This is a genomic window from Paenibacillus sp. UNC499MF, assembly GCF_900107975.1.
Classification (GTDB): Bacteria; Bacillota; Bacilli; order Paenibacillales; family NBRC-103111; genus Paenibacillus_F.
The window spans coordinates 54637-81376 of record NZ_FNVF01000010.1 but is presented as its reverse complement, the minus strand read 5'-3'; the positions used below and the strand labels follow the sequence as shown (position 1 = coordinate 81376).

The window sequence follows — 26740 nt, the reverse complement described above, 5'->3', positions numbered from 1 at the left end:
TATGTTGATACTCTCCCGCCTAAAAGGTGAGAAAATTATAATCGGTCAGGACATCGTCCTCACGGTATTAGATGTTGCTGGAGATCAGGTAAGGATCGGAATAGAAGCACCTAAGGATGTTCCGATTCATCGTGAAGAGGTTTACAAGGCAATTCAGGCGGAAAATCAAGCGGCAGTCAAAATCGATCTCAATGCGGCATCCTTGCTAAAAGCCGTTAAAGGCAAATAATTTTTTTCGTTTTTATCAAAATAGCTCTAAAGTAACTATCCCTGCGATCCGATATATATATTATGGGAGGCAAGCGGGCTTTGGCGGCCGACTAAACTCGCTGAATCCACAATTAGGTGAACGCAAGGATGCGATCACTGCCTACATTCAAGGAGGAATATAATCATGCGTATTAACCACAACATCAGCTCTTACAATGCACAACGTCAACTGGGCTCCAACAACACTGCACAAAGCAAATCCCTGGAGAAACTTTCTTCCGGTTTCCGTATCAACCGTGCGGCTGACGATGCAGCTGGCCTGGCTATCTCTGAAAAAATGCGTAACCAGATCCGTGGTCTGGAGCAAGCTTCCAAGAACTCTTTGGACGGTATCTCCCTGATCCAAACAGCTGAAGGTGCTCTTAACGAAACACACGCTATGCTGCAACGTATGGGTGAACTGTTCACTCAAGCGGCGAACGAAGTGTTGACTACATCCGACACTGCTAAGATCAAAACCGAAGTAGACGCACTTAGCAACCAAATCGATGCTATCGCGAACCAAACTCAATTCAATACCAAGAAACTTCTTGATGGTTCCACAACTACTTTGAAGTTCCAAGTAGGAGCTAACAAAGGTGAAACTATCGATTTGACTCTTGTAAGCATGAAAGCAGTTACTCTTAGCGTAGATGCAGGTTCCCTGAAAGATATTTCGGCTTCTGCAGCTGCTGATATCAACAAAGATGCTGCTGAAAACATGGAATTGGTTCAAAAAGCTATCGATACAGTATCCACAACTCGTTCTAACCTGGGTGCCGTTCAAAACCGTCTGGAACACACGATCAACAACTTGGGTACAACTGCTGAGAACCTTCAAGCTGCTGAATCCCGTATTCGTGATGTAGACATGGCTAAAGAAATGAGCGAATTCACGAAGAACGGAATTCTTCAACAAGCTGCTACTGCGATGCTTGCTCAAGCTAACCAACAGCCGCAAGGCGTTCTGCAATTGCTTCGTTAATCCATGAGAGAAGCCGGCCGGAATTCCGGTCGGCTTTTTTGACATATCGACAGGTGATGGGAGATTCTAAAGGATGAAGATCAATCCCGGAACAGCATCTACGTCTTCAACACCATTGTTTAATACAATTTCGGATACTTTACTTTCCGACGCGGCTAATGAAAATCTTACTCCATCAGTAAATGCGGATCCTCAAAACATTCAGCAACTTGTGGATCGTGTTAACAAGGCACTTCATGAAACGGATACACATATTAAAGTAAAAGTTCATGAGAAGACAAACACCATTATGGTAGTGGTCGTCAATAACGATACGGATGAAGTAATTAGAGAAATACCGTCTGAGAGAATGCTGGATCTTATGTATAACATGTGTGTGAACGTAGGTGTATTTCTTGACAAAAAAATCTAGAAGGGAGATGTAAGATGGCTGGTATAAGCGGACCTACAAGGCTGACGGGCTTTAGCGGACAATTGGATACAGATGGTCTTATCAAAAAATTGATGGACACCGAAAAGGTACCATTAAATAATTTGCTGAGAAAAAAGCAGCTGGTCTTGTGGCAAAGAGAAGATTACCGGACTATGAACACATCGCTTTTGTCCATTCGTAAAACAATTGATGATTTGCGCTTTGAGAACAAGTTCGAAGCGGTAAAGTCTAATTCTTCCAATCCTACCGTTCTGGAAGTAACATCAAGCGGTACTAATCCAGGTATAAGCAACGTTAAAATTACGCAATTGGCTAATTCTGCTTCTATCATAAGCGATAAGGTAACTAAGTTGCCGACAGAGCAGTTGAATGTAAGCGGAAGTTTTACTATCGAGGGAACGGACCCTAGTAAATCTGTACAAATTACAGTAAGTGCGGATTCAACGATAGAGTCTTTAGTCAAGCAAATTAACGGAAGTGCGGCAAAAACGGGCGTGAAGGCTAGCTTCGACCGTTCCAGCGGTGTATTATATTTAAATTCTACATCTACTGGTGCTCAGTCAACGGTTAAGGTAACGGATGACGGGAATGGAACCTTTACAAACTTATTCGGAAACATTCCTCTAACCTCACAAGGACAAGACGCCAAATATAATGTGAATGGTAAGGATATTACGGCCAAGACAAATGACGTTATTATCAACGGTGTACAGGTTTCTTTAAGAAGCCAAGGCGAAGCGACTATCGGAGCAGTGGCGGACCATACGGCTGTAGCCGATAAAATCAAAGGTTTCGTCAAACAGTACAACGAACTTATCGATCAGTATACGGAAGCGACTACAGCCAAGAAGAACCGTGACTATCAACCTTTAACCACTGAGGAAAAAGAGGGTATGACGGAAGCTCAGATTGCTTTGTGGGAGAAGAAAGCGCGTCAGGGCGATCTCTATAACGACGGCCTGTTAAAAGACACGTTAATGACATTGCGTTCCGCTTTAAACATGCCTCTTGAAGGAATTACCGAACCCGCGGATCCTAAAAGTCAGCTTAGGCTTCTTTCGCAAATCGGAATTACAGTCAAAAATGATTTCCGGGAAAACGGAAAGCTTCAAGTCGACGAAGCTAAGTTAAATGACGCTTTGAACACCCGGTTTAACGAGGTTGTCCAACTTTTCACCAAGACCTCCACTACACCGAGCGACACACCGGAAAATATCAAGAAGCGAAAAAGTGAACAGGGAATTGGTGATCGTTTATACGAGGTAATGACTTCCCAGTTGACGAAGTTTACTAAGAAGATTGGTTTAGGTTCCAACGAATCTTTGGATGACAGTGTTCTCGGCAAGCAGTTAAAGGAAATGGGAACAAGAGAAACGGATCTCCAGCGTAAATTAAGAGATATTGAAGACCGCTATTATAAAAAATTTTCAGCTATGGAACAAGCTTTGCAGAAATTGAACAGCCAAGGTTCCTGGATAGCGTCTCAATTAAACCGTTAAGTAGACGGTTGACATTAAACTACAACTGATTGAGAGAGGGTTACAATGCAGAATGCAAAACAGCAGCAATATTTGAAGGTTCGTGTAGAGACGGCAAGCCCGGGAGAATTGACATTGCTGTTATATCAGGAAATGGTCAAATTGTTGCTCCAAGCTAAGCAGCTGTATTCTCAGAATCAGTATGAGGAAATGAACCAGCCGCTCTACAAAGTCAAAAGTATTCTTAGTGAATTAATCGTTACTTTAGATATGAAATACGATATATCTAGAGATTTGCAAAAGCTTTATTTGTTCTACGACCAGCATATCGCCAATTTTATTATCAAGAAAGACGAGAACATCCTGGAGGACGTCCTTGAGTTTGCAAGAGGAATGGCCGAAACTTGGAAGCAGGCACTGGCTTCATTAAAAACCGGCGGGTACCGCGAAAATGCGTAGCAGTAATTTATTATTAGAGGAGCTCGCCGGGTTATATAAATTTCTGCTTGAATCTCCAAGCTTCGAGCGTTATGAGCAAATAGAGGGACAAATTGACCAATTGTATCTTGATCTCTCTGAGAAGAAAAGCTTTACTACTGCAGATATGCTTACGTTAGAACAAATTCAGAACATGCACAAAAAAGTTGTTGCTGTCATACAGCAGGAACAAAAAGAAATAAAAAATCAAATAAACACAATGGAAATGAAGAAAAATGTTTCTAATGCCTATAGTACAAAAGCATCTTATACTAATGATGCTTTTTTTGTGGATATCAGGAACTAAATCGAAGGAGGCTTGCCCGTGAAGAATACCGTTGTAAAATCCATCAGATTAATTTTATCTATCGTACTGCTTCTATCGGTTTTCCCGGTTACTTTTGCTTCGGCTGAAGCGGCCGATGAAATTGTAAGAGTAACTAAGCAAGTAAATCCAACTTCCATATTAGAAGGCGGAGAAGCAGATGTAACTGTAAATGTGCAAGGATCAGACGGCGTCAATTTCGTTAAACCAAATGATATCATATTGATCATTGACAGATCAGGCAGTATGCTTCCTCAAAATAATAACGGCGAAGATAAAATGACGAATGCTAAAAATGCAGCCAAAGGCTTCGTTGATCTAATCGACTTCAGCAAACACCGCGTAGGAGTTGTTGATTTCGCAAGTGATGTTAAGTTTAAAGATCTTTCTTCTAACCCGGCGGATATTAAAAATTACATTACGGGTATAAACGCATCCGGTGGTACAGGAACAATGGCAGCAATAAAAAAGGCGCGAGAGCTCCTGGCTACCCATAGAACCGATGCCCAACCGGTTATACTGCTATTAACGGATGGAGAGGCCACAGAGCCGGCTCCCGTAGACAATGCGCGTAAAGTAGCCCTAGAGCAGGCTAACGCCGCTAAGAGCGAAGGCACAGTCTTCTATACAATCGCACTATTAAAGAAGACGGAAAATCCTGATACAAGCGCACCAAATCTATTAATGAAAGATATGGCAACTACAGCCCAACATCACCACTTTGTGCTTGGTTCCGTAGGCTTGGCAGAAATTTATCAAGCCATCGTAAGTGAGATTGGTGTGGCCAGCGCGTATGATGTGACAGTCAAAGATTCCGTTGCTCCGGAATTCGAAATCGTTCCAGGTTCTTATAAGGACAATATTCCTCAACCGACTGTAAGTGGGAATACGCTTACCTGGAAGTTTAATGAGTTGAAAAAAGAAACATTGACGTTCAATTATAAAATCCGACATAAATCTGGACAAAGAATCGGGGATTTATCCGTAGGAAGTCAGGATATCGATGTAACCTTTAAGGATTATCTTGGCGTACCTAGTGCAACCAAGGTCGTTAATCCTCTTATTAAGGTTTCTTATCCGGCTCCAGTAATCACGCTCCTAACACCTGATAAAGGTTCTATTAATGGCGGCGAAACCATTACCATCGATGGTAAGAACTTCCGTGCAAATCCATCGGTTACATTTGGAAGCAAAGAAGCGGTTTCTGTAAATTTCATCGATTCCACTAAGTTAACGGTTGTTGCGCCTGCGGGAAATCAAGGTTCGGTTGACTTAAAAGTCACTAACAATGACGGACAGTCCGCCAGCGCGCCTTATAATTACTATGCGGTGCCGGAATTTCTGTCTGTAACCCCGAATAACGGGGTCCTGGCAGGCGGAAACGATGTTGTCATTGCGGGCAAATATTTTTTAGCTAACCCAAAGGTGAAATTCGGCCAACATGAAGCTATCATCAAAAGTTCCACAAGCACTCAAATTACTGCAACAGTGCCGGCTGGCGATGTTGAAGGGTTTGTGGATATTGAGATTGTAAACTCAGACAACACTAGTGTTACGGCAAAAAATGCGTATGAATACCTGGTTGGCCCTAGTGTAACAGAAGTAGCGCCTAACCAAGGATCCAGCAAAGGCGGCGACCTTGTTACCATTAAGGGAAGCCACTTCAAATCGGGCGCAGTTGTTAAATTCAACACTACTGCAGTACCAGCTGAATTTGTTTCATCGACGGAATTAAAAATAACGACACCGGCTTGGCCTAGAGCTGAAAGTGTGAAGGTTACTGTTATCAATCCGGATAAGTTGGAGGGCTCCCTAGACCAAGCGTTTAAGTACCTGAACCCGGCTCCGGTAATCGAAAGTATTAGTCCGAATTCCGGTTTAGTAACTGGAGGGGATTTAGTTACCATCACAGGGACGGATTTCTTACCGGATGCCAAAATTATTTTTAAAGATAAAGAGATGGCAAGCAGCTTTGTAGATTCTAAGCATTTGAGAGTCAGATCTCCAAAATGGAACCAAGAAGAAACAGTAGATATTACGGTTAAAAACCCGGACGGTCAATCTGCTGTTTTGAGTAAAAGTTTCTCGTACAAGTTTCCGAAAGCTGCCGAGTTGGTCTCGCTTTCTCCCGTAAGTGGACCGCTGGACGGAGGAAATGTAATTACGGTTAAAGGAACTAATCTGAGCAGTGAGCTGAGTTTATATGTAGCGGATACTAAAGTACTTTATACTTTGCTCTCCAGCGATACTCTCACATTCAAAGCACCAAAAACGGCTGTTGCGGGAAAAGTCGATGTTAAAGTAACAGATACTTATAACCGCGAGAGCATTCTTAAAGAAGCTTACGAATATCGGGCACCAGCACCTCTGCCGGCTCCGACTATTTCGGGTGTAACCCCATCTCAAACAGTAAGAACGGGTGGAGAATTCATTTATGTTAACGGAGATAACTTCCAAGAGGGTGCTGTAGTTTGGTTAAATGACAGCAAGCAAACCACATCGTTTATAAGCACTAAACAACTTCGCTTTAGAGCCCCTGTGTGGGGTAAGGAAGAAACCGTTACGGTAAAAGTAATCAATCCAGACAACCAGTTTGTGCTGTTGGATGGAGCTTTGAAGTTTACGAACCCGCCGGCAGACCCGGCCCCTGAAATTTCCTCTTTAACACCAGATTCGGGTGAAGTAAAAGGAGACTATTTTGTAACCATCAATGGAAAGTACTTTAAATCCGGCGCCAAAGTTACTTTCGGCGGCAAGGAACTGACAACTTCCTTCTTGAGTGATACCCAACTGCGTGTGAGGGCCCCTCTGGGAGACAAAGAAGGTGCGGTAGAAATAAAGGTTACAAATCCCGATGGCCTTCAAGCAACAAGTACTTTTACTTACACGGCCCCTGTTCTTGGCCCGGCCCCTGTAATTACTAGTATAAGCCCGGCGCAAGCTCCGATTACCGGAGGTATTCTTGTTGTAATCAATGGGGAAAACTTCAACGCACAGTCAAGTGTTAAATTCGGAGATAAAGTAATCACCACTTCATTTCTTTCCGATAAACAATTGCGTGTGAGAATCCCAGTCTGGACAAAAGCAGAAAAAGTTGATGTCTCGGTTTCTAATGCCGATGGGCAGGTAGCCGTAGCTGTAGCCGGGTTCGAGTATATTCCCGTAGCTCCTGCTGTTATAACCAATTTGACACCTAATCATATGCAGTTGGATTTAGGTGGTTTTGTAGTCATCGACGGAGCAAATTTTGATCCGGCCACGAAGGTTTACTTTGGTGAGAAAGAAGCCAGCGTTTCCTTCCTCAGCGATAAGCAGCTTCGTGTAAGGGCACCTATTTGGAGTAAAGCGGAGACTGTTTCCGTTAAGGCTGTTAATCCTGACGGTCAAATCACGACAGTAGCCAACAGCTTTACATTTGATCCGATTCCTTTGAAGCCCGCACCGACCATCTCAACGTTATCGCCAAATCACTCTCTTCAAACAGGCGGTGACTTGGTATATGTGAATGGTTCTAATTTTATTGAGGGAGCCAAGGTTTCTGTTGATGGCGGAACGCCAATCGTCACGTCGTTCTTTGGAAGCAATCAGCTTAGGTTTAGAATACCTGCATCTTCCAAAACAGGACCGGTGGATGTTAAAGTGATTAATCCGGACGGCCAGTTTGTTATATTGGCAAACGGATTTACCTATGATGCTCCTCCTATGAAACCGGCCCCTGTTATTTCGAATCTTACACCGAATAATGCTTTGAATTCGAGTGGAGAATTGGTTTATATTAATGGTTCTAATTTTATGGATGGAGCTAAAGTTTCCGTAGATGGGGCGACTCCGATTGCAACTTCATTTTTGAGCAGCACGCAACTTCGGTTTAGGATTCCTATAACGTCTAAAACGGGACCTGTAGATATTAAAGTAATCAATCCGGACGGACAAACGGTTACGCTTGTTGGTGGATTCACTTACCGGTAAGGTTTAAGAGGGTGCCTCTTGCAGGCACCCTTTTTTCATAACAATTTGATGAGGGGTAATTCCATGAAACAACCTATATCGGCGTGTATTATGACTAAAAATGAACAGGATACGATTGGGAATTGCGTGGATTCTATACGTCCTTATGTAGAAGAAATCATTGTGCTCGATACGGGTTCAGAAGACGCAACTGCCGATATCGCTATGTCAAAAGGTGCTGCTGTTTATCGAACGGTCTGGCAAAATGATTTTTCGAGAGTCAGAAACGAATTAATTCAGTTAGCGACCAGACCCATTGTTTTCATGATAGACGCAGATGAAATGGCTGCCCCCAAGCAGGAGAGAGCGTTTAGCGAGGTTGGCAAACGACTGCTTACCGACGAAAGTTTAGTGGCCAAAATTAGCATTATCAATGAGACGGATGATGGAATTTCGAGTGCAAATATCTCGAGAATATTTAATAAAGACAGTGGATTATTTTTTAAAGGTGTAGTGCATGAACAAATAGAATGTTCAACTAAAGCACTGAAATTTATTCAATCGGATATTGTGTTACGACACACGGGGTATTTATCCTCTCAAATCATCGCCAACAATAAATACGAACGCAATTTAACTTTGTTGTTTAAGGAGTTGGAAAAGAACAACAAAAATTCCTATATACATTTTCAGATAGGCCGGACGTATTCAGCGTCGGGAGACTATGTGAAGGCCGCGCATCACTTGAGTCTAGCCTATAAATTTTCAAATACGGATCATGCGTACTACAGTGCGCTCATTCAAGCTTACGGATGGGCTTTGCTAAGAACAAAAAAATTTAGTGAGTTATTTGAACTTTTACAAATCGGTCTTCAATTATTTCCGGATTATACGGATTTATACTTTCTTTACGGATGTACACTTGTCGAATTGAAGTCAGCTGAACATGTTCATTTAATTCCGGATATATTTCTCGGCTGCATTGAATTAGGGGAACCTGATCCCCAAAAATATGAAACGGTTGCAGGAGTCGGTTCATTCAAAGCTTATTATAATTTAGGGTTGTATTATGAATTGACGGGTCAGATAGATAGAGCCTTGATTGCATATAAACATAGTGCCGAGGCTGATTTTAAACCTGCAGTAGAGCGGATCACTCAACTTAGAACGTAAAGAAAAGAGGATAGACAATGAAACAGAACACGTTAATACCCGAATATATGAAAAAGTTTCAATGCCTAGGCGGAGATTGTGAAGATACATGCTGTGCGGGATGGACAGTATCCATCGATAAACAGACGTATAAAAAATATCAAAAGGCAAGCGACCCCGAGCTGAAAACTAAACTAAGTAATGTTATAAAGAGAAATAAAAATAGCGCAACTAAAAGCGATAGATACTATGCCAGCATTGTCATGGGTCAAGACAAACACTGTCCTATGCTTACCGAGGAAAAATGGTGCTCGGTTCAATTGAAGATGGGTGAAGACGCTCTATCTACTACTTGCCGCATGTATCCTAGAAATCTGAATAAATACAACGATACGTTTGAATTCTCCGGAAGAGTATCCTGTCCCGAAATCGCACGATTGGTCCTGCTTGAGCCCAATGGTATTGATTTTGATGAAACCGAATATGAAATTCAACCCAATTGGCCAGTCATCAAACACCATGGAAATGAAGGAGCTGCCGATTACACTCAACATTTTTGGCCGATAAGAATGCTCGCTATCGAAATGATTCAAACACGTGCAATTCCGTTGGGTGACCGACTGGTTATGCTCGGGTTATTTATAGACGCTTTGCAAAAGGATATCGATCAAGGTCTTGGTTTGGGAGCAACGGACATTATTGAATCGTTTCGTTCAAAACTCATGAGTGCCGAGTATTTGGAATCCATTTCAAAGCTACGTGTAAACTTGGACTTGCAATTACAGGCTTTGTTTGAACTTATAAAATCCAGACTGGCTTATGGGGCTACCATGGATAGATACCACGTGACATTTACAGATATGTTAGAGGGTTTACAACTTGCCGAAGCAGACTTTAAATTAGATGAGTTTCGTGTGAATTACGAAGAAAACTTTAAAGCTTATTATTCTCCCTATATGAAAGAAAAAGAATATGTTTTAGAAAATTACTTGGTTAACTTTTTGTTTAATTCCTTGTTTCCTAACTTATCCGTAAAAAACAATTCTCTCTTTGATGAATACGCCCTCTTAGCGGTGATGTATGGAATGCTGAAAATTCATTTGGTGGGTGTAGCGGGCAAGCACAAAGTTTTAAATGATGAGATCCTTGTCAGAACCGTGCAATCTTTCGCTAAAGCTATCGAGCACACCAGCGTTTATCTCCAATCTATTGTTGAAGAGTTAAAAAGAAACAACTACTACACGTTGGCGCACATCTCGTTATTAGTAAAAGACTGAGAACAACAGCTGTAACGCTTCAAAGGAGAATAAATCATGCTGCAAAAGCTGCGCTCCGATCTTCAATACAAACGAATGCAAGATGTAAAAGCGGAGACTTGTCCCAAACGACCTCTGCAAGCTAAGCAAATGAGTCCGAAGCACCGGCTCCATATCGTTTTCGTTATGAATCAGGTCGGTATTTGGGGCGGCGTTAAAATAGTTTTTGAGCAAGCCAATCGACTAATGGAAAAGGGCTTCCGTATAACCATTATATCCAGGCATCCTTTTCCTGAATGGTTTCCGCTGCAGGCAGAATATATTCAGTTACCCTACGCTTTGGATTTGGGGCAGGGGATTCCGCTCTGCGATCTAATTGTGGCCACCTACTACGACCACATTTTCGAATGTGTACAGACGGGGATCGCACCGGTTGTTTATTTCGAGCAGGGGGATAAGCATTTATTTGAACCGGAGAAGCTGGAAGAAGAACAGTCCTTATTTATACAAAAACAGTTGAATTATGCGGATCGCATATTAACCGTTTCAAACCAGGCCCATAACCTGCTTCGGGATTTGTATCATTGTGATTCTACTGTTATTCATAACGGGATTGATTCTCATACCTTTAACCCTGAAGGCAGTGTTCCTGACCGAAAGCGCCCCTACCTATTAATGATGGGAAACGAGCAAATAGCTTTTAAAGGCATTCACGATGTTTGGGAGGCCTATCTGAAATCAGCAGCAATCAAGGAACATTACGATTTAATATGGATTACACCGGTCGAGCCTCAATTTTCTATTAAAGATAAAGCATGGATTACCGAAGTGCATGTGAATCCGACTCAGCAAGAAATTGCCGAGCTGTACCGGGGAGCGTCCGTGTTTGTCTCCGGATCCCATTATGAGTCTTTTTCACTGCCCGTGATAGAAGCCATGGCTAGCGGCTGCCCGGTTGTCAGTACCCGTAATCGGGGTGTTCTGGAATATGCGGCAGAGGGATCTAATATTTTGCTGGCGGAAATCGGTGATCCGGAGAGCTTATCCAAACAATTGACTTATTTGCTTGAAAATCCTTTGCTGAGAGAAAAGCAGATTGTAAAAGGTCTGGAAACGGCGGCCCGTTTCTCCTGGAATGCGGTTCTGCCGCAAATAGAGAACTATTATAAGGAATCGGCCGGCTGCGATCCTGTACCGGTGAATTCTTTGGATGAATGGGACATCTTGATCCAGGAGAAAGACTTCGTGAATGAAGAGGAATTCGGAAGATTCATAAAAAGGCTGCTGCATAGCAGCAAAGATAAAATCGAGCTTGTCTCCGTATATTCTCTCATTGAGAATCATTCATTCGGCAGATGGGAGACGGCGGCTGTAAGAAAGCAGCCGGGAAACCGAATGTCCGTAGACAGAGCGTATATCTTAGCCCGGAGTGCAATATCGCCCGAATCCGATCACGATACTGCTATCGGGGTGCTTGCACAAGGAATGCCGGAAGAAGCTTATCGCCTGTGGCAGCGCTTGATAAATACAAACCATGCTTCGCCAGACCAGCAAGGCATTTATACAAAATGGCTTATATTATGTTTGATTGAACTCGAGAGAGACGATGATGCTCTCCAGATTTTAAATAGGACTCTTCCTAAGCACCCGGATTATACAGATTTATATTATTTATATGCTCTTGTGCTTACTTTGCTCGGTAAAGGGAGCGAGGCAGGCCCGGTAATAGGATTAGCTAAATTAGTGGGAGACGCGGCTCATTACCCCGAGTTTTTCCTGAACAGCTCCGCATTATTAAAAAATTTACAACAGTGAACAGATAAAGGGAGAGCGGATAATCATGCACGGAACCTATATAGGGAACAATAAAATGATGGTGAAGTTAGCGTATAACGCCGTAATCACGGTACCGTCCACTGATTTGAGTCTAATGCCGACACTGGTAACGACCGGAATGTTTGAAGTTCCGTTAACGAAATATTTTCTTACCCAGCTGAAACCCGGATATACGGTCGTGGACGTGGGAGCCAATATCGGTTATTTTACGGTACTGGCCGCCAAAGTAGTCGGAAATACGGGAAAAGTTATAGGATATGAAGCGGACCCCGACACGGCTGCTGTCCTAAAGGATAACCTTGCTATGAACTGGCTGACGGAGAACGTGACCGTTCTAAACAAAGCGGTTTATTCGGAAAATAAGACGCTTCAATTCCGGAGCTCGGAAAGATTTCATGGATATTCTTCATGGAAGGAAAAACCTAAGGACGACAATCTGATCGATAACTATACGATCCGGGACGTCGAAGCTGTTTCTTTAGATAATGAACTGCAAGAGTTGGATACGATTGATCTGGTTAAGATCGATATCGAGGGTGGAGAGTATCATGCTTTTCTGGGAATGGAAAAATTAATTCAAAACCGCAAGATTAAGAAGATTACTTTCGAATGGAACAAGGCGATGCTGGGAGTGGATGAAGGTCCGTTCCTTGAGTTGATCGGCGATCTGATCGCAAAGCGGGGGGCTCGTCTCACTCTTCTGGATAAAGAAGGAGAAGTCGTTCAAACGACGTTAAAGGATCTGTCGGCGTTCGAATTCTACCCTTTCGTTCTGTTGGAGTTCCCAAATTAGCGCTTATTAACCCTGTGGACAATGTGTATAACTTTGTTGATAACTCTGTGAATAAGTGCTTAAATCCCGCTTTCGACAAGGGATCTAGGGCTTAAAGCCTATACTGTCGAAAGTGTGAATACCTAAATTTTCAAAATATTTAGGATTATCTTGTCATCAGATTGACACAATTATTTCCGTGGTGATATATTCAAAAGGTAAGCAAAGGCTTACATTTATTTGAAGATGAAGGGAATGTGTCCGATGCAAGGTAAAGTGAAATGGTTCAATGCGGAAAAAGGCTACGGTTTCATCGAGCGCGAGGACGGCGGAGACGTATTCGTACATTTCTCGGCAATCCAAACTGACGGTTTCAAAACACTAGAAGAAGGTCAGGCTGTCGAGTTTGACATCGTGGAAGGCGCTCGCGGACCACAAGCAGCTAACGTAAACAAGCTGTAATTATTCGGCCGTTTGGCCGGTTCATAAAACATGGCAAAGATGTTTGAACCAGCACCCTGGATTCCGGTCCGGGGTGTTTTTTTGATGCGCGTGGAGTTCACAATTCAGCCGCAGAACGGACACGGAACGTATTTTAAGATTTTTTGAATATTCAAAATAGTTGGTGTATAATAGAGACAGAAGGGAGGAGTTTTATATGAAATTCACCGTTCGAGGAGATCATCTCGAGATAACAGCTGCCCTCAGGGAGTATGTGGAGAAAAAGCTGAGCAGACTGGAGAAGTACTTTGAAGCCCCCCTCAACTCGGAAGGATTTGTGACACTTAGCGTAGTCAAAAACATCCACACGGTGGAAGTGACGATTCCGCTCCAGGGCGTCCTGCTCCGTGCCGAGAATAAAGATCAAGACATGTATGCGGCAATTGACCTGGTGGTCGACAAGCTGGAACGCCAAATCCGCAAACACAAAACGAAAATGAATCGTAAAATCCGTCTGGAAGGCAACAAACGCGAGTTGAGCAAGCTGGAAAGCCCGGTTCTCACCATGGATGAGGAAGAGGAGGATTACGAACTGGTCCGCACGAAGCGGTTTACGCTGAAACCGATGGATATCGATGAAGCGATTCTGCAGATGAACATGGTTGGTCATGATTTCTTCGTTTTTTCCAACATGGACACGGAGCAAGTGAATGTGGTTTATAAAAGGGATGACGGTAGGTACGGTCTTATCGAACCGGCTATTTAACCTCAACCGCCTTGCTGATTGCGCCAATGCAAACGAACTTCCAATTGAAAATGAAACCAAAGCTTGATCCGACAGGGTCAAGCTTTTTAAATGTTTACAGACAGTTATTTTAAAACCGAACATGTAAGAATCGGGTGGAAGCAGCCGTGATCGCGTGGAGACTTCCGTCGCGTTTCTTCCTTATATAGTAGACAAGGCTCGGCGGTTCGGAAATCAGCAGCAAAACCGATTTTCAAGGTTCCTGTCTGTTCAACGAGCCGGCCGGTAAAATTTCACCAACTTTGGAAATGAAAAAATAGCATTTGAGGCACTTTGCCGACAAGAACTGCAACAAAGCGCGAGCTTTTACGTATGTAAAGGAGTAGGTTTGCTACAGAGAAGCACATCTGATAAACTGAAATGTTCCCGCTCTGCAGCCTTGTTTTGTTGCGGCTTGACGAGCAAACTGATACAATTTAAGGATACTGAGTGTAAGGGAAAGGGGTTCACCGATGCTAGGACTGGTCAAAAAAATGTTTGGTGATTCCAACGAACGTGAAATCAAGCGATATTGGAAAGCAGTCGATGCTATAAATGGGCTGGAGCCGGAAATTTCCGCTCTGTCCGACGATCAATTAAAAGGCAAAACCGTTGAGTTCCGCGAGCGTCTGGAAAAGGGTGAAGAGCTGGATGACCTGCTGCCGGAAGCATTTGCCGTCGTGCGTGAAGCTTCCAAGCGGGTGCTGGGCAAACGTCACTATGACGTGCAGCTAATCGGCGGTATGGTTCTCCACGAAGGCAAGATTGCCGAGATGAGAACCGGTGAAGGTAAAACCCTCGTCGGTACGCTTCCCGTTTATTTGAATGCGCTGGCGGGCAAAGGCGTGCACGTGGTTACCGTCAACGACTATCTGGCGCAGCGTGACAGCGGCGAAATGGGCCAGATTTACGATTTCCTGGGGATGACCGTCGGGGTCAATCTTCACGATCTTTCGCATGAGCAGAAGCAGGCGGCCTACGCTTGCGACGTAACGTACGGCACGAACAATGAATACGGATTCGATTATTTGCGCGATAATATGGTGCTTTATAAAGAGCAGATGGTTCAGCGTCCGCTTTATTTTGCCGTTATCGACGAAGTGGATTCGATTCTGGTCGACGAAGCCAGAACACCGCTGATCATTTCGGGACAAGCTGCCAAATCTACGGATTTGTATTATGCGGCGGACCGTTTTGTGAGCAAGCTGGAAGCGGAGAAGGATTACACCGTTGATATTAAAGTCCGTTCCGTATCTCTGACGGAGCAGGGCGTGGAGAAGGCCGAGAAGGCGTTCGGGATCGAGAACCTGTTCGATCATCAGAACGTTACTCTTAACCACCATGTTACCCAGGCTCTGAAAGCACGCGTCATTATGCGCCGCGACGTGGATTACGTCGTTCAGGACGATGAAGTTCTGATCGTCGACGAATTTACGGGCCGTCTGATGACAGGCCGCCGTTACAGCGAGGGCCTGCACCAGGCGATCGAAGCGAAAGAGCAGCTCCAGGTACAAAACGAGAGCATGACGCTGGCAACAATCACCTTCCAGAACTATTTCCGTATGTACCGCAAGCTGGCCGGTATGACCGGTACGGCAAAAACGGAGGAAGAAGAGTTCAAGAAGATCTACGGTCTGGATGTTATTATTGTGCCGACTAACCGTCCGATGATCCGTAAAGATATGCCTGACGTTGTTTATAAGACGGAATTGGGCAAATTCAAAGCGGTCGTGGAAGAAATCGTCGAGCGCCACAAAAATAAACAGCCGGTACTGGTCGGTACCGTATCTATCGAGAATTCGGAGCTGCTGTCCGAAATGCTGAAGAAAAAAGGCGTTCAGCATAAGGTTCTTAACGCGAAGTACCACGCCGAAGAGGCGGAAATCGTATCCCGCGCGGGACAAGCCGGCGCCGTAACGATCGCAACCAACATGGCGGGCCGCGGTACCGATATTATGCTGGGCGACCAAGTCCATGAAGCCGGCGGACTGCATATTATCGGTACGGAGCGCCATGAAAGCCGCCGGATCGATAACCAGCTCCGCGGTCGTGCGGGCCGTCAGGGTGATCCGGGTTCCTCCCAGTTCTATCTGTCGCTCGGCGATGAACTGATGAAGCGCTTCGGCGCAGAGAACATCATGGCTATGATGGACCGTCTTGGCATGGAAGAAGATCAGCCGATCGAAAGCAAGCTTATCACGCGTGCGATCGAATCCGCTCAGAAGCGTGTAGAGGGCAACAACTTCGACATGCGTAAAGTCGTCCTCCAATATGACGACGTTATGAACCAGCAGCGTGAAATTATTTATAAACAGCGCCGCGAGGTGCTTGAGTCCGAGAATATCCGCGAGATCGTCGAAACGATGCTTCGTTCCAGCATTGAGCGTATCGTGAACGCCCACTGCAGCGAATCTCAAATTCCGGAAGAATGGGACCTTCAGGCGGTTGTCGATTACGTGAATAACAACTTCCTTTCCGAAGATGCGCTGGTCAGCAAAGATATCTGGGGTAAAGAGATCAACGAAATCATTGAATTTATTGATGAGAAAGTCAAAGATAAATACAACGAGCGCGAAGAACAAATCGGCGCCGAGTTTATGCGCGAGTTTGAGAAAGTCGTCGTACTGCGTGCGGTCGATTCCAAATGGATGGATCATATCGATGCGATGGACCAGCTTCGCCAAGGGATTCACCTTCGTGCATACGGCGGTACGGATCCGCTTCGTGAGTACCAGTTCGAAGGCTTCGAAATGTTCCACGAAATGGTTGACAGCATCCAGGAAGAAGTGGCGACTTATATCATGAAGGCGCATGTGGAAAGCAACCTGGAGCGTCAAGCCGTTGCTGAAGGCCAGGCCGTGGATCCTAAAGTGGAATCCGCAGGCAAGCAGCCGATCGTCAAAGAAGAGCAGATCGGGCGCAACGATCCTTGCCCTTGCGGAAGCGGCAAGAAATACAAGCAGTGCCACGGAGCGTAATTCGCATCGGGCTCGGCATTTGATAAGCTGTATCTTATGCAAGGTTATGCATACATCATGCATAACCTTGCATATTCGCTTATATATTGGCATCAACCCGGTTATGATAAACCTAAAAAGCCGGGATACGCATTTTTTTCATTTAAAGCTGCAACTAACTGCTAGTACAAATATGAGGACTCCGAGGTGTTGGTATGCTGGAACCGGAAGTAAAACAAGACCTGCGCGAAATTGCAAAGCGACTAACGGAATTAAGGGGGTCTCTTTGACTTAGATCATAAGCTCGAAGAGATCGGAGATTATGAAGTGAAGATGGCGGCGCCCGATTTCTGGGACGATAACGAGAAGGCCCAGAAAATCATCGGCGAACTCAACGCCATCAAAAGCGTTGTTGATCAGTTCCAGGGGCTGAATAATGAATATGAAGACCTGGAAGTCATGGCGCAGCTGGCTGACGAGGAGAACGACGAGGACATGGCGGCCGAACTGGCCGACGGCCTGAAAGGCGTTCTCCGTAAGCTGGAAGACTTCCAGCTGCAGCTGCTGCTCAATCAGCCGTACGACCGGCTGAATGCCATTCTCGAGCTGCATCCCGGCGCGGGCGGGACGGAGTCCCAGGACTGGGCGGAGATGCTGCTGCGGATGTACCGTCGATGGGCCGAGAAGCGGGACTTCAAGGTCGAGGTGCTCGACTATCTTCCCGGAGACGAGGCCGGCGTGAAGAGCGTTACGCTCCTCATCAAGGGGCACAATGCCTACGGGTATCTTAAAGCGGAGAAGGGCGTACACCGTCTCGTGCGCATCTCGCCGTTCGACGCTTCGGGCCGGCGCCACACGTCTTTCGTGTCGTGCGACGTGGTCCCGGAGATCGAAGACGACGTGGAGGTCGATATCCGCACGGAGGATTTGAAGATCGACACGTACCGCGCGAGCGGAGCGGGCGGCCAGCACATCAACACGACGGATTCGGCCGTGCGGATTACGCACTTGCCGACGGGCGTCGTGGTGACGTGCCAGACGGAACGTTCCCAGATCAAGAACCGGGAACGGGCCATGAAGCACTTGAGATCAAAACTCTACGAGAAGAAGATCGAGGAGCAGGAGAAGCATCTCGCGGAAATCCGCGGAGAGCAGTCCGACATTGCGTGGGGCAGCCAGATCCGTTCTTACGTCTTCCATCCCTACAGCATGGTCAAGGATCACCGGACTACGGAAGAGACAGGCAATGTGGGAGCGGTAATGGACGGCGATCTCGATCCGTTCATCGATGCCTATCTGCGCCTGCAGATCCAGAAGAAGGAAGAATAGTGTCGTGCGGGGAAGGAGGCCGAGTGCCTGCGGCCCCGCATTTTTTTATATACTGGTGAAGATGAGACGGACGGCTCAGCAGGTTTTAGCACCGGCGCGGACAAACCAGTGAACACCCGTAAAATCCATGAGTTTTTTCAAAACCGGAAGGATGTCCGGCCCGTTCAAGTCAGTCTGCAACAAGGTTCTGCAGCGCTGCCTCTTTATTTTTAACCACCGGTTAATTAGATGTAGGCAAACGACTCTTTTGATGCCATAATAATTCCAGTGCCTTACTCATACAACAATAGACCTTCATCAGGCAAAACTAGAGATAACCGGCGCGAACGGCCGGCAGCAGATAGGAGGAAAGTCCATGGCTATGGCCAAAGGCAAACGGAGAAAAGCCCGTCTTGTCCTGAACAGTCCGCAGCAAAAAGCGTATGAATATGCGATGCTGCTGATCGGATGTTTGATTATTTCCATCAGTTTTAATGTCTTTCTTAATCCCAACCAGGTTGCTTCCGGAGGAGTATCCGGCCTGTCGACCATTATCCAGCAAACCTTGGGCTGGCAGCCGGCTTTAACGCAGTGGGGGCTGAATATTCCTTTGTTCCTGCTCGGTTTGTGGCTCCTGGACCGCTCTTACAGCCTTAAGGCTGTCGTAGGTTCGATCGTTCTTCCGCTCTGCGTCATGCTGACGAGCAATCTGCCGACTTTGACTCATAACATTTTGCTTGCGACGATCTATGGCGGCATGGTACTGGGACTCGGTATCGGGATCGTATTCCGCGGCCGCGGATCGACAGGGGGCTTCAGCATTTCCTCGCAAATTTTACATAAGTATTCCGGTCTGAGCCTGGGCGTATCGGTCGCCGTATTTGACGGAATGGTCATTTTGCTGGCGGGTCTTTTTTTCGGTCCCGAAAAAGCCCTTTACGCGCTTATCGGTCTCTTTGTAACTACGAAAACCATCGATATCGTCCAAGTCGGACTCAACACTTCGAAGGTAGCTTATATCATTTCGAATGACCCCGAGAAGCTTCGCGAAGCCATTCTTCATGATCTCGACCGGGGACTGACCCAGCTTACCGGAGCCGGGGGATACACGGGGGATGCGCGGCTTGTGCTTATGGTAGTCGTCAGCCAAAGCGAAGTCAGCAAGCTTAAAGCGCTGGTACAGTCCATCGATCCGAATGCGTTTATTATTTTAAGCAACGCGAACGAGGTGCTGGGCGAAGGTTTCAAACGGGCGGTATAACTTTGCATATATACAAAACATTTTGCATAAAAGTGAAAAGGCGGGAGACCGGACTTCTCCGATAAACGGGAATCCGAACCTGTATTCTTAAACAGAAAAACGGCTGTCTCTATAGGCAGCTGTTTTTTTGTACGCCATTTTTTGCTGTTGAAGAGAGGACCCTCGGAAGGTAAAAAAGTCATTGAATTATTATACCTATGTCTGTATAATAATACATATCATTTTTAGGACGTTTGGGGGATAAAGCAATGACGGAACACGTGAGAGCGGCTATTGTAGGTTCAACCGGTTACGGGGGAGTGGAGCTGATCAGGTTGCTGCTCGGACATCCGCGGGTAACCATCACTTCGGTTATTTCGTCTTCAAGCGCAGGCGCGCCCATTTCGGACGGATTTCCTCATTTGAACAGCATTATGCACGATTCGCTGGATGCTGTGGATGTACCGCTAATCGCGTCCAAAGCGGATGTCGTATTTCTGGCGACACCGGCAGGGGTAGCTGTCAAGCTGGCTCCGCAAATGCTGGAGGCGGGTCTCAAAGTGATCGATCTGTCCGGAGATTTCCGGCTGAAAACCCCGGAGATTTATACCCAGTGGTATAAACGCGAAGGAGCATCGCAAGAGGATCTCGATAAAGCGGTTTTCGGTTTGTGCGAGATCTACGGAGAGCAGGTAGCGGGCAAAGAGTTTATTTCCAATCCCGGCTGTTACCCGACGGCTACTCTTCTTGGTCTGGTTCCGGCTGTAAAAGCGGGCTGGATCGATCCATCCACAATTATCGTGGATGCCAAGTCCGGTATTTCCGGCGCGGGCAGAGGTCTGGGCCTTGGCGTTCATTACGCGGAAGCCAACGAGAATTTCTCGGCTTACAAACTTAACCGCCATCAGCATATTCCCGAAATCGAGCAGGTACTTAGCGATGCCGCCGGACGTGAAGTCATTATTACGTTCTCCACTCATCTCGTGCCGATGACGCGCGGTATTATGGCAACCTGTTATGCGCAGTTGAACGGAAAGCATGACACCCGCGAGTTCATTGACATGTACCGCAGTTTCTATGTAGGACGCCGTTTTGTGCGGATACGCGAAGAAGGCAAGTGGCCGGCGACCAAAGAAGTATGGGGCTCGAATTACTGTGATATCGGTTTTGCCGTGGATGAGCGGACGAACCGGGTCACCGTCGTATCCGTTATCGACAATGTGATGAAAGGCGCGGCGGGGCAGGCTATCCAGAATTTGAATCTGATGCTCGGCTGGGATGAAACTGCGGGTCTCCAGGTTACGCCGGTTTATCCGTAATTGTTCCGGTCGTTTCATGATGGCTTGCCAGGCATAACGATAAGAGACTCTATGAAGTTGAAGAGGGTCCGATAATATATTTTACCGGGACTGGGATTTTACTGGATACTTAGATATCCCAGGGATAATGGAAAAAAAGGACAGGTGAGCATCCATGACGCTGCTAGGCCGTTTTACCGTCGTGCCGGATGGCACGGTGACTACACCTCAAGGCTTCCGCGCAGGCGGCCTGCATTGCGGGTTGAAGAAAACTGAGCGCAACGATCTCGGGGCGATCGTGTGCGACGTTCCTGCGGCCGTTGCGGCCGTTTATACGCTTAACGCGTTTCAGGCTGCGCCGCTTCGCGTGACGCAGGAAAGCATTGCCGCTGGCGGCAGGCTCCAGGCCATGCTCGTCAACAGCGGCAACGCCAACGCGTGCACGGGCGAGCAGGGACTCGCGGATGCGCGTGCCATGCGTGAGTCCCTGGCACGCCGTCTCGGAATCGCCGAAGAGCTGGTCGGCGTCACCTCGACTGGCGTCATCGGCGAACTGCTGCCGATGACGAAAGTGCTCGCCGGCATAGAAGCGCTGCCGGAGAAGGTTCACGCCGCAGGCGGAGAAGACTTTTCCCAGGCGATCCTGACGACGGACCTGGTGAAGAAAGTCGTCTGCGTGCGTGTAAACATCGGCGGGCGCGAGGTGCATATCGCCGGAGCGGCCAAAGGTTCGGGGATGATTCATCCGAACATGGCGACGATGCTCGGTTTTGTCACCACCGACGCGAACATTGAGAGCAAGCACCTGCAGCAGCTGCTTGGCGAAGCGACCGATTCCACCTTTAACATGATTACGGTGGACGGCGATACCAGCACGAACGACATGGTCGTCGTGATGGCCAGCGGTCTGGCCGGCGGGGATGCGCTTCAGCCCGGCCATGCGGACTGGGATGACTTCGCGGCGGCATTCCGCTACGTGTCGGAGCATCTGGCGAAAGCGATCGCCAGAGACGGCGAAGGAGCGACGAAGCTCATCGAAGTCAACGTGCACGGAGCCGTTTCACAGGAGGCCGCACGTGCGATTGCCAAGACCGTCATAGGCTCCAGCCTTGTGAAGACGGCGTGCTTCGGAGCGGACGCCAACTGGGGACGCATTATTGCGGCCGTCGGACGCGCGGGCCAGCCGGTGAATACGGAGACAGTGGATGTAAGTCTTGGAGGAATCACCGTTCTGAAGCAGTCCAGACCGGTCGCGTTTGACGAGGACCGGGCGGAGGCTTACCTAAAAGGAGATATCGTGCAGATAGACGTGCACTTAAATATGGGAGAGAGCGGCGCGACCGCTTGGGGCTGCGATTTGACCTATGATTATGTCCGAATCAATGCGGCATACCGGACTTAGGCCGCCAGGACCCGCTTGGGAAGACGAACGGAGGCAAGGGGAGACATGGACAGTTTTGTAATGAAGTGCGGCGGGAGTACATTAGCCGCACTGCCGGATTCTTTTTTCACCGATTTAAAACAGCTTCAGGAACGCGGCATTGTGCCCGTCATCGTGCATGGCGGTGGACCTGCCATATCCGAGACGCTGAATCAGCTCTGCATCGCGAGTGAGTTTGTGGGCGGTCTCCGCAAAACAAGCGAGGCTGTCCTGGACGTCGTCGAAATGGTGCTGGCCGGACGGATCAACAAAGAAATCGTCAGACGCATTCAATTGTCGGGAGGCAAGGCTCTGGGACTGTCCGGAGTGGACGGACGCTTGATCACGGCCCATCCGGTGGCCAACGCCACCGAAGTAGGACTTGTCGGCGACGTGACCGATGTGAACGCGGAGCTGATTCAAGGCGTGGTCGCGATGGGCTATATGCCCGTTATTGCTCCGATCGGCCTCGGCGCCGACGGCAGTCAGCGGTACAACATCAATGCCGACACGGCAGCGGGCGCAGTCGCATCCCGGACCGGTACGGACCGGCTGATCGTCGTGACCGATGTGCCCGGTATTATGAAGGTGGAGGACGGTGTGAAGCGGGTGCTTCCGACCGTCACCATTGCCGATATCGAAGCGATGATCGAGAGCGGAGATATTTACGGGGGCATGATCCCCAAAGTGCGGGCGGCGATCCAGTGCATCCAGGGAGATGTGCGGGAAGTCGTGATCGTGGACGGTTCCGTCCCCGGCATTCTCAGCAGCGTTCTGGACGGATCGCAGGCCGGGACCCGGATTATCCGCTAACGGCAGTTATCTTGAACAATTAAACGATGGGAGTGAAGAACATGGTTCAGCAGGCAAGCAGTTTGTTTCCGACATATGCCCGGTTTCCGATCACACTGGTAAAGGGAGAAGGCAGCCGATTGTGGGACGACCAGGGCAAGGAGTACATTGATCTGATGGCCGGTCTTGCCGTTACGAATTTGGGGCATGCCCCGGCGGTTGTCAAAGAGAAGCTCGTGGCGCAGCTCGACCAGCTTTGGCACGTGTCCAATCTGTTTCATATCCCGAATCAGGAAAAGCTGGCGAAGCTGCTGACTGACAACAGCTGTGCGGATGCCGTGTTCTTCTGCTCGACCGGCGCCGAAGCCAACGAGGCGGCGATCAAGCTTGCACGCCGTTATTTTCAGAAGGTGCTGGGCGAGAACCGTTACGAGATCATCACGTTCCAGCAATCGTTCCACGGCCGTACGCTGGCTACCCTGACCGCAACCGGACAAGAGAAGGTCCAGGAAGGCTTCCACCCGCTTCCCGAAGGGTTTGTCTACGCCGACTATAACGACCTTGCTTCCGTCGAAAAGCTGATCAGCGAGCGCACGTGCGCCGTTATGCTGGAAATGGTTCAAGCCGAAGGCGGCGTAATCCCGGCGGATCCCGCTTTCGTGAAGGCGCTGGCCGAACTTTGCAAGGAACGCGGCCTGCTCCTTATCGTCGATGAAATTCAGACCGGTATGGGGCGCACCGGCAAGCTGTTCGCCTATGAGCACTACGGCATCGAGCCGGATATCTTTACGCTGGCCAAAGGTCTCGGCAGCGGCTTCCCGATCGGGGCCATGCTGGGCAACGCCAAAGTGGCGCCGGCTTTCTCCGCAGGCTCCCACGGCAGCACATTCGGGGGAACGCCTATCGCGACCGCAGCGGCTATAGCGACAGTCGAATATATGCTGAGCGAGCAAATTCCTCAGCGTGCGGCGGAGCTGGGCGAATGGACGGTTGCGACGCTTCGCGAAAAGCTTGCGGATAACCCGCTCGTTGAAGAAGTACGCGGCGAAGGGCTTTTGATCGGTATCGTATGCAAACAACCCGCAGCGGATTTGATAGCCGAGATTCACGAGGCGGGTGTTCTGGTCGTATCGGCCGGCCCGCAAGTGGTGCGTCTGCTGCCGAGCCTCGTTATTCCGAAAGAAGATTTGCAGAAGGGCCTGGACGTCGTTTGCGATGTGCTGGCAAGAAAAGCCTCTGCTTTAGTACAATAGACAAGAAGGTCGTCCGCAGCCCTGCGGACGCTCCGACATTTTGCAGGAAAGAAAGGACGGATTCCCATGTCCAGCACGGTACAGGAAGAATTGCAGCAGCAGCTTAAGGGAAGAGATTTTCTGGGGCTGGTCGATTACACAACCGCGGAGCTTAACCACCTGATCACTCTGGCCCGCGATCTGAAGGCCAAGCAAAAGGCCGGTGAAGCTCACGAGCTTCTCAAAGGCAAAACGCTCGGCATGATATTCGAGAAATCGTCCACGCGGACGCGTGTGTCTTTTGAAGTGGGGATGTTTCAGCTCGGGGGTCAAGCTCTTTTCCTCAGCAAAAACGACATCCAGCTCGGACGCGGAGAAACGGTTTCCGACACGGCGCAGACGTTGTCCCGCTATCTGGACGGCATCATGATCCGTACGTTTGCCCACCGCAATGTGGTTGATCTGGCGCGTGCCGCGACCATTCCGGTTATTAACGGGTTGACGGACTTTTCTCATCCGTGTCAGGCATTGACGGACTATATGACGATTCAGGAGCATAAAGGCCGCCTGGAAGGGCTTAAAATCGCTTATGTCGGCGACGGCAACAATATGGTCCACTCCCTGCTTGTCGGAGCGGCCAAACTCGGCCTGAACATCACAGTCGCTTCTCCGGAAGGATACACGCCGGACGAAGAGCTTGTGCGCAGCAGCAGGGAGTTTGCTTCCCAATCGGGCGGCTCCGTGCTGGTTACTCAAGATCCGAAGGAAGCGGTAGCGGATGCGGACGTGATTTACACGGACGTGTGGGCGAGCATGGGCTTCGAAGCGGAGCAGCAGGAGCGCGAGCGTGCTTTCAGCGGTTACCAGGTGAACGAGGAGCTTGCCCGCTACGCGAAGAAGGATTATCTCTTCCTGCACTGTCTCCCGGCACATAGGGGAGAAGAAGTCAGCGAAGGCGTGATCGACGGACCGAATTCGTTCGTATTCGATCAGGCGGAAAACCGTCTTCACGCGCAGAAAGCCGTTATGGCTTCGATTATGTAACTAAAATTATGGCAGCAAAGGTGAGGGAAAACATGGCTAAAGAAAAAATCGTGCTGGCCTACTCGGGCGGTTTGGATACGTCCGTTATTCTGGCTTGGCTTAAAGAAACATATGATGCTGAAATTATCGCATTTACAGCCGACATCGGGCAGAAGGACGAACTTGACGGCCTGGAAGAAAAAGCGCTGGCAACCGGCGCCAGCAAGGTTTACATCGATGATCTCCGCGAAGAATTCGCGAGCGACTTCATCTACCCGATGTTCCAGTCCGGCGCGCTCTACGAAGGGCAGTACCTGCTCGGCACGAGCATCGCACGCCCACTGATCGCCAAGCGCATGGTCGAGATCGCCCGCGCCGAAGGCGCTACGGCCATTGCGCACGGCGCAACCGGCAAAGGGAACGACCAGGTGCGCTTTGAGCTGACGGCCGCTGCGCTTGCGCCGGAAATCAGCGTAATCGCTCCATGGCGCCTGGAAGCGTTCCGGGAGCAGTTCCCGGGCCGCGCCGAAATGATCGCGTATGCCGAGAAGCACGGCATCCAAGTGCAGGCGACCGCGTCGAAGCCGTATTCGACGGACCGCAACCTGCTGCACATCTCTTTCGAGAGCGGCATGCTCGAGGATCCTTGGTTCGACGCAAGCGCCGACTCCAACCGCGATATGTACGTGCTCAGCGTATCTCCGGAAGATGCGCCGGATCAGCCGGAATACATCGAACTTGAATTTGAGCAGGGCAACGCGGTAGCTATCAACGGCGAGAAGCTGAACCCGCTGCAAATGATGGAGACGCTCAATGAGCTTGGCGGCAAGCACGGCATCGGCCGTATCGATATGGTCGAGAACCGCTTTGTGGGTATGAAGAGCCGCGGCGTATACGAGACTCCGGGCGGCACGATTCTGTTTGCGGCTCACCGCCGGATCGAATCGCTGACGATGGATCGTGAAGTCATGCATCTGCGCGATTCCCTGATCTCCAAATACAGCACGCTCGTATACAACGGGTTCTGGTTTGCTCCGGAACGTCTGGCCATTCAGGCGCTTGTAACCGAGAGCCAGAAAAACGTAACGGGCACGGTCCGCATGAAGCTGTACAAAGGCAACGTGATTGCGGCCGGCGTGAAGAGCCCCGTCAGCTTGTACAACCCGAATATCGCAACCATGGAGGCCGACCCGACTCAAGCTTACGATCAGGGCGATGCGGCCGGTTTCATCCGTCTCAACGCGCTGCGTTTGAAAGTAAGCTCGGGCGTAGAGCAGCAGTCCGGGAAATAAGCGGGAAACCAATCGTTTGTTTATATACCTGTAAAACAGGAA

At 48.4% G+C, this 26740-nt stretch carries 22 protein-coding genes; all 22 read left to right on the top strand.

The window, feature by feature from the left end:
- Position 1 precedes the first annotated feature (1 nt).
- The 22 genes from csrA (at position 2) to C4S74_RS18960 (ending at position 26698) form a co-directional block, all read left to right on the top strand.
- Positions 2–229, top strand: a complete 228-nt coding sequence (gene csrA / locus C4S74_RS19065; RefSeq protein WP_103996878.1) for a carbon storage regulator CsrA — start codon at positions 2–4, stop codon at positions 227–229.
- Positions 230–394: 165 nt separating this feature from the next.
- Positions 395–1234 (top strand): flagellin, encoded by an 840-nt coding sequence (locus C4S74_RS19060; RefSeq protein WP_103996877.1) that lies wholly within the window; start codon positions 395–397, stop codon positions 1232–1234.
- Positions 1235–1307: 73 nt separating this feature from the next.
- A complete protein-coding gene (locus C4S74_RS19055) occupies positions 1308–1646 on the top strand; it encodes a flagellar protein FlaG (protein WP_103996876.1) in 339 nt (112 codons plus the stop codon).
- Positions 1647–1660: 14 nt separating this feature from the next.
- The gene (fliD, locus tag C4S74_RS19050; RefSeq protein WP_103996875.1) at positions 1661–3166 is read left to right on the top strand and encodes a flagellar filament capping protein FliD; all 1506 of its coding nucleotides are present in this window, start codon (positions 1661–1663) and stop codon (positions 3164–3166) included.
- Positions 3167–3211: 45 nt separating this feature from the next.
- Entirely contained in the window at positions 3212–3604 is a 393-nt protein-coding gene (gene fliS, locus C4S74_RS19045) for a flagellar export chaperone FliS (RefSeq protein WP_103996874.1), read from the top strand.
- A complete protein-coding gene (locus tag C4S74_RS19040; RefSeq protein ID WP_103996873.1) occupies positions 3597–3929 on the top strand; it encodes a hypothetical protein in 333 nt (110 codons plus the stop codon). The genes fliS and C4S74_RS19040 overlap by 8 nt, the downstream gene beginning before the upstream one ends.
- Before the next feature lie 18 nt (positions 3930–3947).
- Positions 3948–7916 (top strand): IPT/TIG domain-containing protein, encoded by a 3969-nt coding sequence (locus C4S74_RS19035; RefSeq protein WP_103996872.1) that lies wholly within the window; start codon positions 3948–3950, stop codon positions 7914–7916.
- Between the two features lie 63 nt (positions 7917–7979).
- A complete protein-coding gene (locus tag C4S74_RS19030) occupies positions 7980–9068 on the top strand; it encodes a glycosyltransferase (protein WP_181024478.1) in 1089 nt (362 codons plus the stop codon).
- A 17-nt stretch (positions 9069–9085) separates the two neighbouring features.
- Positions 9086–10324 carry a flagellin lysine-N-methylase gene (gene fliB, locus C4S74_RS19025; protein ID WP_103996870.1) on the top strand — a complete coding sequence of 413 codons (1239 nt, stop codon included), beginning with the start codon at positions 9086–9088 and terminating at the stop codon, positions 10322–10324.
- 36 nt (positions 10325–10360) lie between these two features.
- Entirely contained in the window at positions 10361–12118 is a 1758-nt protein-coding gene (locus C4S74_RS19020; protein ID WP_103996869.1) for a glycosyltransferase, read from the top strand.
- A 25-nt stretch (positions 12119–12143) separates the two neighbouring features.
- The gene (locus C4S74_RS19015; RefSeq protein ID WP_103996868.1) at positions 12144–12932 is read left to right on the top strand and encodes an FkbM family methyltransferase; all 789 of its coding nucleotides are present in this window, start codon (positions 12144–12146) and stop codon (positions 12930–12932) included.
- A 243-nt stretch (positions 12933–13175) separates the two neighbouring features.
- On the top strand, positions 13176–13373 hold the full coding sequence (locus C4S74_RS19010; protein WP_009677088.1) for a cold shock domain-containing protein: 198 nt from the start codon (positions 13176–13178) through the stop codon (positions 13371–13373).
- A 196-nt stretch (positions 13374–13569) separates the two neighbouring features.
- Positions 13570–14118: a ribosome hibernation-promoting factor, HPF/YfiA family gene (hpf, locus tag C4S74_RS19005; protein ID WP_103996867.1), complete on the top strand. Its 549-nt coding sequence runs from the start codon at positions 13570–13572 to the stop codon at positions 14116–14118.
- Between the two features lie 491 nt (positions 14119–14609).
- A complete protein-coding gene (secA, locus tag C4S74_RS19000; protein ID WP_103996866.1) occupies positions 14610–17114 on the top strand; it encodes a preprotein translocase subunit SecA in 2505 nt (834 codons plus the stop codon).
- Positions 17115–17308: 194 nt separating this feature from the next.
- Positions 17309–18422, top strand: a protein-coding gene (gene prfB, locus C4S74_RS18995; protein ID WP_103996865.1) for a peptide chain release factor 2 whose coding sequence is annotated in 2 segments (ribosomal slippage) — positions 17309–17380 and positions 17382–18422 — 1113 coding nt in all. Because the reading frame shifts where the segments join, the coding sequence is not laid out codon by codon here.
- 355 nt (positions 18423–18777) lie between these two features.
- The gene (locus C4S74_RS18990; protein ID WP_103996864.1) at positions 18778–19662 is read left to right on the top strand and encodes a YitT family protein; all 885 of its coding nucleotides are present in this window, start codon (positions 18778–18780) and stop codon (positions 19660–19662) included.
- Between the two features lie 248 nt (positions 19663–19910).
- Positions 19911–20960 carry an N-acetyl-gamma-glutamyl-phosphate reductase gene (gene argC, locus C4S74_RS18985; protein ID WP_103996863.1) on the top strand — a complete coding sequence of 350 codons (1050 nt, stop codon included), beginning with the start codon at positions 19911–19913 and terminating at the stop codon, positions 20958–20960.
- Positions 20961–21114: 154 nt separating this feature from the next.
- Positions 21115–22341, top strand: coding sequence for a bifunctional glutamate N-acetyltransferase/amino-acid acetyltransferase ArgJ (gene argJ, locus C4S74_RS18980; protein WP_103996862.1), 1227 nt, complete (start codon positions 21115–21117; stop codon positions 22339–22341).
- A gap of 45 nt (positions 22342–22386) precedes the next feature.
- Positions 22387–23172 carry an acetylglutamate kinase gene (gene argB, locus C4S74_RS18975; RefSeq protein WP_103996861.1) on the top strand — a complete coding sequence of 262 codons (786 nt, stop codon included), beginning with the start codon at positions 22387–22389 and terminating at the stop codon, positions 23170–23172.
- Positions 23173–23213: 41 nt separating this feature from the next.
- Positions 23214–24404 (top strand): acetylornithine transaminase, encoded by a 1191-nt coding sequence (locus tag C4S74_RS18970; protein ID WP_103996860.1) that lies wholly within the window; start codon positions 23214–23216, stop codon positions 24402–24404.
- A 66-nt stretch (positions 24405–24470) separates the two neighbouring features.
- Entirely contained in the window at positions 24471–25427 is a 957-nt protein-coding gene (argF, locus tag C4S74_RS18965; protein WP_103996859.1) for an ornithine carbamoyltransferase, read from the top strand.
- A gap of 32 nt (positions 25428–25459) precedes the next feature.
- Entirely contained in the window at positions 25460–26698 is a 1239-nt protein-coding gene (locus C4S74_RS18960) for an argininosuccinate synthase (RefSeq protein WP_103996858.1), read from the top strand.
- Positions 26699–26740: the final 42 nt, after the last annotated feature.